General features: G+C 59.8%; 7 protein-coding genes. 1 reads left to right on the forward strand and 6 read right to left on the reverse strand.

Annotated elements, in window-relative coordinates; all coding sequences use genetic code 11:
• On the reverse strand, positions 1–1,063 hold a 1,063-nt coding region (locus tag EN939_RS13065), incomplete at its 3' end, for a methylmalonyl-CoA mutase family protein (RefSeq protein WP_127268344.1).
• A 309-nt stretch (positions 1,064–1,372) separates the two neighbouring features.
• Here EN939_RS13065 and EN939_RS13070 point away from each other — a divergent pair.
• On the forward strand, positions 1,373–2,920 hold the full coding sequence (locus tag EN939_RS13070; protein WP_127268345.1) for a helicase HerA-like C-terminal domain-containing protein: 1,548 nt from the start codon (positions 1,373–1,375) through the stop codon (positions 2,918–2,920).
• Between the two features lie 89 nt (positions 2,921–3,009).
• On the opposite strand, the gene EN939_RS13075 is transcribed toward EN939_RS13070, so the two are convergent.
• The 5 genes from EN939_RS13075 to EN939_RS13095 all read right to left on the reverse strand — a co-directional run.
• Positions 3,010–3,486: a YybH family protein gene (locus tag EN939_RS13075; protein ID WP_236382862.1), complete on the reverse strand. Its 477-nt coding sequence runs from the start codon at positions 3,484–3,486 to the stop codon at positions 3,010–3,012.
• A gap of 57 nt (positions 3,487–3,543) precedes the next feature.
• Positions 3,544–4,332 (reverse strand): AttM family quorum-quenching N-acyl homoserine lactonase, encoded by a 789-nt coding sequence (gene attM / locus EN939_RS13080; protein WP_127268346.1) that lies wholly within the window; start codon positions 4,330–4,332, stop codon positions 3,544–3,546.
• On the reverse strand, positions 4,329–5,912 hold the full coding sequence (locus EN939_RS13085) for a sugar ABC transporter ATP-binding protein (protein ID WP_245473084.1): 1,584 nt from the start codon (positions 5,910–5,912) through the stop codon (positions 4,329–4,331). Before EN939_RS13085 ends, attM begins: the two co-directional genes overlap by 4 nt.
• Positions 5,884–6,924: an ABC transporter permease gene (locus tag EN939_RS13090; protein WP_236382866.1), complete on the reverse strand. Its 1,041-nt coding sequence runs from the start codon at positions 6,922–6,924 to the stop codon at positions 5,884–5,886. The genes EN939_RS13085 and EN939_RS13090 overlap by 29 nt, the downstream gene beginning before the upstream one ends.
• Positions 6,925–7,092: 168 nt before the next feature.
• A partial coding sequence (locus EN939_RS13095) for a sugar ABC transporter substrate-binding protein (protein WP_127268347.1) occupies positions 7,093–7,836 on the reverse strand: 744 nt, incomplete at its 5' end.

Raw genomic sequence — 7,836 nt, forward strand, 5'->3', positions numbered from 1 at the left:
GCGTGTTGCGGGAAACACGACGGGCAAAACCCGCCGGCAGACCGTGCGCGATCGTGTGCGGCAGGATGGAGATCGAATCGGCGCCGCCGCACGCCGCGGCAAAGCATGCAATGGTGGTGCGCAGGATGTTGGTCTCCGGGTCCATCGCCGTCATCATGCGAAACGACGTCTCGGCATGGATACTGGCCGTGGATGTCGGGATCGAACAAGCCTCCTGCACCCGCGCCCAGAGCCTGCGCAGCGCCCGCATCTTGGCTATCGAGAGCAACTGGTCCTGGTCGACGCTGAGTGCAAAACCGATATGAGGTGCGGCATAGACAAGCGGCTGCCGCGCCGTCTCGAACATTCTGAGGTAGGAGACAGCCGAAGCCAGCATGATGCCAAGTTCCTGCGCTTCCGTGGCGCCGGCATTGTGGAACACGCGCCCGTCAGCTTCCAGCAGCACGCCCGGAACGCCCATCGCGAAGAAATGCGCCAGCGACTGCGGCATGGAGGCCCGCAGCGCCTCGATCGACATGCGCAGCCGACCGGTTCCCGCGAAGATCGCTGCTGGATCGATGCCGAAGGAGAGGTTGAGTTTTGCCGGGTCCGACCGCCGCTTGCTCAGGAAAGCGACCAGCCAGTCGGCCACGGCGCGGCTCCAGGGATGGGCGTCGATACGAACCTGGATGCGGTTGAGCGGAATGCCGTCCAGCACCGCCTCCAACGCCTCCGCCGTTCTCGGCAAGCCGTATCCGAACGCGTTCGGCGCCCCCTCGAAGACCAGCGACAATCCCGTGGCACCCTGTGCCACATCCTCCAGCGCTTGGCTTTTGGCGCGGTTGGTGTCGGGATCGTCGACTCGCTGGCTGACGATCCATGGCGATTTCGGGTTTGCGCGTACGATCGGTTCCGCCGCGGTGCTGCGGTCGTAGAGCGGTTCGATACGGATGTTGTCGTCGCTGTGCGAGACCAGCCTTTCCTCGAAGGAAGCGCCTGCCAAAGCCTTTTCCGCCAATGCGAGCCATCGCTGGCGCTCGATGTTTTCGGGTTCCACGTCCTGGATCAAGGCTCCGGCGCCCATCCGTCCTCCTCGTTTCATACGGCCGCACCAGCCGGGAGCAGTCCAGTCTACGGTCCCTGGTCCGATATCGCAATGCAATGCGCTTCCAGTGACCGGATTCGATCCATCAGATATAGGTCAATCCGCGTGGACGACGATTGCCAAACAGCGGCAAAATCCGCAAGCTCCAAAAACCCGATTTGAACGAATGGGGCGATTTGGGCGAATGGCCCGGATTTGGACGAATGGCATTGTCGCTGTGCAATGGCCTCACTATACCTGCGGCAAGGCCACTGGCTTTAGACACATCAGTTTGCGGAGACCGGACATATGGCTGACGACACCAGTATTTTCATCGGCGCCAGCCGCAAGCCCGACGACAGCTATCAGCGTGCCGAGCAGCTGTTGCTACGATATGGGAATCGTCATGGCCTGGTGACGGGCGCCACCGGTACCGGCAAGACAGTCACCTTGCAGATCCTGGCCGAAGGATTTTCCAACGCCGGCGTGCCTGTGTTCTGCGCCGACATCAAGGGGGATCTGTCGGGCATCGCGATGATGGGCACGGCACAGGATTTCCTCGTCAAGCGGGCCGAACAGGTCAAGCTCGATCCTTATAACTTCCAGGAATTCCCCGTCATCTTCTGGGACTTGTTCGGCGAACAGGGTCATCCGATCCGCGCCACGGTCTCGGAAATGGGGCCGTTGTTGCTGTCGCGCCTGATGAACCTGACCGAGGCGCAGGAAGGCATCATGAACATCGCCTTCCGCCTGGCTGACGAGGAAGGTCTGCTGCTGCTCGACATGAAGGACCTGCAGGCGCTCTTGGCCAACATCGCCGAGCGTGCCGACGAGATCGGCTCGCGCTACGGCAACGTGACGAAGCCATCGGTCGGGGCGATCCAGCGCACGCTGCTGGTCCTGGAGCAACAGGGAGCCGCAAATTTCTTCGGCGAACCGGCACTGCGTATCGCCGATATCATGCGCACCACCCGCGACGGACGCGGCGCCATCAGCGTGCTTGCCGCCGACAAGCTGATGATGAATCCGCGGCTCTACGCGACCTTCCTGCTATGGCTGATGTCGGAACTGTTCGAGGTGCTGCCGGAAGTCGGCGACCCCGACAAGCCGAAGCTGGTGTTCTTTTTCGACGAGGCGCATCTTCTGTTCGACGAAGCACCCAAGGTGCTGATCGATCGCGTCGAACAAGTGGTCCGACTGATCCGCTCGAAGGGCGTCGGCGTCTATTTCGTCACTCAGAACCCGTTGGATATCCCTGAAAAAGTCCTGGCCCAGCTCGGCAATCGCGTCCAGCACGCGCTGCGCGCCTATACGCCGCGTGAGCAGCAGGCGGTGAGGACGGCGGCCGAAACGTTCCGGCCGAATCCCGATTTCGACTGCATGACCGCCATTACCCAGCTTGCCACGGGCGAAGCGCTGGTCTCGACGCTGGAGGCCAAGGGTGTCCCGTCCATGGTGCAGCGGACCCTGATCCGCCCGCCGTCGTCGCGCCTTGGACCGATAACGGCAGCCGAGCGACAAAAGCTGATCCAGGAGAGCCCCGTCGTCGGCCAGTACGATCAGGCCGTCGATCGCGAATCGGCTTTCGAAATGCTGCAAAAAAAAGCCAAGGACGCGCAGGATGCCGAAGAGCAGGCCCAGCAGGCCGGCAGCGGCGGCTCGCGCTGGACCATTCCGGGCTTCGGCAATGACGATCCCGCGCCGCAATCCGGTGGCAGGCGCACATCTGCACCGCGCCCGTCCAACCGCCAGACGGTGGCCGAGGCGGCGATCAAGTCGGTGGTGCGCTCGGTTGGCTCGTCGGTCGGCCGGGCAATCGTGCGCGGGATATTGGGGAGTCTGTCGAGGGGCAGGTAAGGAGCGGCAGCTATGCGCCACCCGTCGCGCGAGTAGAACCCCCGTTGCTCAGCGCGGTTCCTGGCGAGCCTCGCCACTGTCCGTAGACTTTATTTATCCCGGATCAGCTCAGAGAAATGGTGCAGATAAATCTGCCAGTCACCATTGATTCTTGAAACAACGAACGAAGTCCTGACCCTATTTTTTACGACAGAGCCGTCACGATAGTAATTAACGATATCGCCAAACCCTTGCGCCGCGAACAGACCTCGACTCAACGATCTCGTATTCTGGTCGACAAGCGTTAAATTCACTTTTTCTAGTATGAGTTGATAGCTTCCAAAATACTCCTCTATTTCAGATCGTCCGACGTACAACCTAGGCAGTAGACCGAAAAAAAGAGCGTCCTGCGTATAAATCTGGGAGAGCAATTTCTTATCCCATGGCGCGGAGGCCTCGTTCCAGCGCTGCTGGATTTGATCGAGAGCAGCCTTGTGCATCTGGTAAATACTCTCGTGCAACCCGCCACGCGTACCGCGCCGCCTTGTTGAGGCGGTCCGCGCGCGCAACTGATTTTGAAGGACCATTTTGGTTTTTAGCGGTGCGGCCGGCGATCTTCAGCCGGCCGCATATTTCAGCGGAACCTAGTCATAGTATTCCGCCGGAGCTTTCTTGAACTTCTTCCAGGTTTCCATGTCGTGGCCTGGCACGACAATCGCGTTTTCTTTCTCGGCGATGCGCCGCAGCCTTCTGACGGAAGCAGCGGCTTCCTGCGCGGACGTCAGCGCGCCGGGCAGGCATTTCTCTTCCCAGTGATCCATCGTGTAAGCGGCGTCGATTGCGAGAAGGATCGAACCGGTGTTGGGCAGCCGTACCATGATGGACTGGTGGCCGGGGGTGTGTCCCGGAGACAGGAATGTCTGCACGCTGCCATCGCCGAAGACATCATACTGGTCCTCGCCCTCCATCACGTCCCAGTTGATGCCATCCTTGGTCAGATCCTTCTTGATATAGCCGCCTTGCATGAACCAGTCGGCGGCGAACGCCCATGCAATCTCCCGCCGCTGCACAAGATGGCGGGCTTTTGGGAAATTGCCGCAGGCGCCGGAGTGATCGAGATGCAAATGCGAATGCAGCACGAACTTGATATCGTCGGGCTTCATTCCGATCTTGCCGAGTTGGTTCACGCAGCCCTCTTCGGGATCCATGATAGGATAGTATTTCTTTGTGGTGTCGCCCCACCAGCCAACCGGATCACGCGCTGCTTCAACCGCTGTGCCGCCGTCGATAACGATGTTTCCCTTGGGATGGACGATTAGGTACCAGGGGATTGGGGTGAAGAACTCGTCCTGGCTGTAGCCAAGCTTGATATCGACCTCCTTCTGTCGAATCTGCCCAGTCTGGAACATGTAGAGCCTGATATCCGTGCTCATCTGCTTTCCTCTTCTGTTGAACGGGTGACGTGCGGCGGCGACGCCGTGTGTCGCGACTTGCCGCTCAGGGTGACGGCCAGAAGGTCGTCATATGTCCAGCTCTTTTTCGGTGCCTCCGCGACGCAGTTGCCGTCATGAATGACCATGATCCGATCGGCGAGCGCGAGCATTTCGTTCAGGGACGACGAAATGAGCAGGACTGCGGCGCCATCGCGGGCAAGTTGCAGTATGATATCGTAGATTTCCTTGATCGCACCGACATCGACGCCGTTGGTCGGCTCCACGATGATATAGACGGTGGCTTTCGCACTCATCCATTTGCCGATGACCAGCTTCTGTTGATTGCCACCGGAGAAGAAGCGCACCTGCGTGGAGGAAGCGCGTGGGCGCACCGCAAGCTGGTCCAGCACGGCTTCTGCATATCTTTTCATGGTGCCGGGCCGGATCATCAAAAAATGTTGCAGCGAATGCAGGACCGGCAGGCAGATGTTTTCGGCAGCCGAGAGTGCGGGAAAAAGGGCTTGTTTGCGCCGGTCCTCGGGGATCAGCGCGATGCCTGAACGACGTGCAGCGATCGGGGTGGCCAGATTGACCGCTTTGCCCCGCACCTTTGCCGTGCCGGAATGCCGGCTGATGCCGCCAAGCGCCCGTGCGACATCTTCCATCCCGCCGCCAACGGGACCGGTGAAGCCCAGCACCTCTCCGGCTTGCATCTTGAAGCTGAGGGGCGCCAACTGCGCCGTGCCGAGGCCAGCAACCTCAACCAGGACTTCTGGACGGACGCTGTTGCCATCATTGTAGGTCGCAAGCTCAGAGCGGCTGCGGTCCACCATGAGTTCAGTAACGCGGTCTTCGGTGACCTCGCCACGATTAAGGGTTCCGGAAACAAGTCCCCCTCGAAGGATCGTGGCGCGGTCGCAGATCTGCTGGACCTCTCGAAGGCGATGGGAGATGTAAACGATGGCTATCCCCTGCGCTTTGAAGCCATCGACGATCCGAAAAAGAACTTCCGATTCCGCTGCCGAAAGGCGAGCTGTCGGCTCATCAAGAACGATCAGTTTGTAGCGCCGATGGAACAAGGTCGCCAAGGTGACGAGTTGCATCTCGGCTGCGGACAGTGCGCCGGCAAGCCGCCGCACGTCGAGCTCGATGCCCATTTGCGACAGAATCTCCGCAGCTTCGTCATGGATCGCCCGGTCGCTTATACCGATCCTCCCGGGCTCATTGCCGAGAAGGATATTTTGCCCAACCGTGAAGCTGGATACCAGTTCTGCGTCCTGATAGACCGCTCCGAGGCCCAGCCGATGGGCTTCCGGCGGGCTGGAAACCCTGACCGGTGACCCTTCAAGGAAAATCTCACCGGCGCTCGGGGCATAGACACCCGTCAAGATTTTGATGAGGGTCGACTTGCCCGCACCGTTTTCACCAAGCAGGCCGTGCACCTCGCCGCGCAGAAAGCTAAGGCTCACGCCCTTCAACGCTTTGGTGCCGGCGAACTCCTTCTCGAGATTCTTCAGTTCAACCAGTGGTGTCGCGTTCATCGCCGTCACCTCAGATAAACTTGAGATGGACTTCTTCACGGTTGAGAAGCGCATTTGCTCCAACCGCGACGATGAGCACCAGTCCCTGGAAGATGTGGCGGGCGGCAAAGGGGAAGCCGACCATATTCATCCCGGAATCCACCATATACAGGAAAAAGACGCCAACGAGAGTGCCAAACAGATGTGGCTTGCCCTTTCCAAGCACGGTTGCGCCAAGGAACACCGCGGCGAAGGCCTCGAGGAGGTAGCCCTCGCCACCGACCGGTTGCGCCGAGGATGAGATAGCGGTCACGATCACGCCCGCAATCCCCGACATCAATGCCGAAAGCACGAATGCGAGGATGACCCATCGATAAACGTTGATCCCGGAGTAGAACGCCGCCATCGGATTGTCGCCGACCGCCGCGATGTAGTGGCCGATCCGTGTCCGCGCTGCGGCGATGAGGGCTACGATGAACACCGCTACCAGGATGATTACGGGCACGCCGACGATTCCGAGCTTACCCTGGCCGAGATAAAGGAATGCGGTTTCGTCGTAGCTAACAGGGACCTGATAACCGCCCGTGATAAAAACGTTGATCCCATCGAGCACGAACATCACACCAAGCGTGACGACAATGCCCGATAGCCGTCCATAGGTCACCAGAAGCCCGTTCACCACACCGATCAGGCATGCGGCAAGCAGAGCAAACACGATTGCAAGCCAAGGGCCGGTGATAGGGATCAGAAAGGCGACGAGGATTGATGACGTCGTCACTGTGAGACCGATCGAAAGGTCAAAGCTCCCCGCGGTCACGACCCAGGTCAATCCCATAGAGACCAACGCACTGACGATCATCGAAAAGAGGATGTTGTTCAAGTTGGAAGCGGTGGCGAAGTAGGGCGAGGCTATGGAAAATCCAACGGCGGCCACGACCAGGACGATGATTGTTCCCCATTGCCTGAGAAACCGCATGACGGCGGGTTCGCGTCTTCCCGCTGGCACTGCGTTGACGGCAGTACCCTTGGCTGTGTTCGCCTTGGCAAGGCTTTCCTGCTCCACATGCGTCACTTTTTAGATTCCAGTCGTTCGTTGATCAGATGCAAGGGTACGGTTCAGTGCCCACGCGATTGCCGTCACCAAATGGATTGGGTCCCGGCACCCTTCGGCACGAGTCGCATTCTGCTGAAAGCGGGGCATACGGCGGCAACGCTCTGCTCGCCGTATGCCAGTTCGCGTCTAGCCGCCGTACTGTTTCAGCAGGGCGATTGCCTGCTCGTCCCAGCTTTTGAGTTCGGCGAGGGCCTCGCTCGCCTGATCCGGCGTCTTGGTGATCACGGGGATGCGGTAGACGATATTTGGCACGTCCTCGCCTCGCGCGAGCTTAACCGCGAGTTCGCCGGTCTTGCGGCCGATTTCAGGGAAGGGCGAGTCGCAGCTGAAGACCACCGGCACCTGCTTGGCCGCCCAGGCTTCAAGGAACTGGGTCGACAGGTAGTGATTGAACAGCGGAACGTCGTCCCTGTTCATCTGTTTCAGCGCCTGCGCCGCGCCGAGCGTGAATGGCCACCACCACGAGATGAAGGCCGCAAGCGAACCAGGCTCCGGATGGGCCTGCAAAAGCGACAGCATGTTCTTACGGCCGACCGAAATCTCATCGGTCGTGCCCTGGCCGCCGTCGATGAAGGGCAGCACCTTCATGCGCGGCTCGTAGCGGCACATGAGTTCGAACATGTCCACTTCCATGTCGAACGGCGTGAAATAACCACGCTGTTCCGCGGTCTGGGCGAAGGTGCCCTGGCGGCCGGTATAGTTCTGAACGAAGTAGCCGAGCGTGGTCGCAGTTCCCCAGACATCGTCCATGACGGCCGGTGAATTCTTGACCGGAATGGTGAAGCCGACCGTCTTGATGCCTCTCTTGTGCGCCTCGTCCGCAATATAGGCGGTTTCGGATTTTTTCGGGTAGATCCCCATCACAAACGC

The sequence above is a fragment of the Mesorhizobium sp. M7A.F.Ca.CA.002.05.1.1 genome, assembly GCF_003998335.1.
Classification (GTDB): domain Bacteria; phylum Pseudomonadota; class Alphaproteobacteria; order Rhizobiales; family Rhizobiaceae; genus Mesorhizobium.

Coding starts and splice junctions, on each gene's coding strand:
- EN939_RS13070 (WP_127268345.1), top strand. CDS start 1,373: ATGGCTGACGACACCAGTATTTTCATCGGCGCCAGCCGCAAGCCCGAC.
- EN939_RS13075 (WP_236382862.1), bottom strand. CDS start 3,486: ATGGTCCTTCAAAATCAGTTGCGCGCGCGGACCGCCTCAACAAGGCGG.
- attM (WP_127268346.1), bottom strand. CDS start 4,332: ATGAGCACGGATATCAGGCTCTACATGTTCCAGACTGGGCAGATTCGA.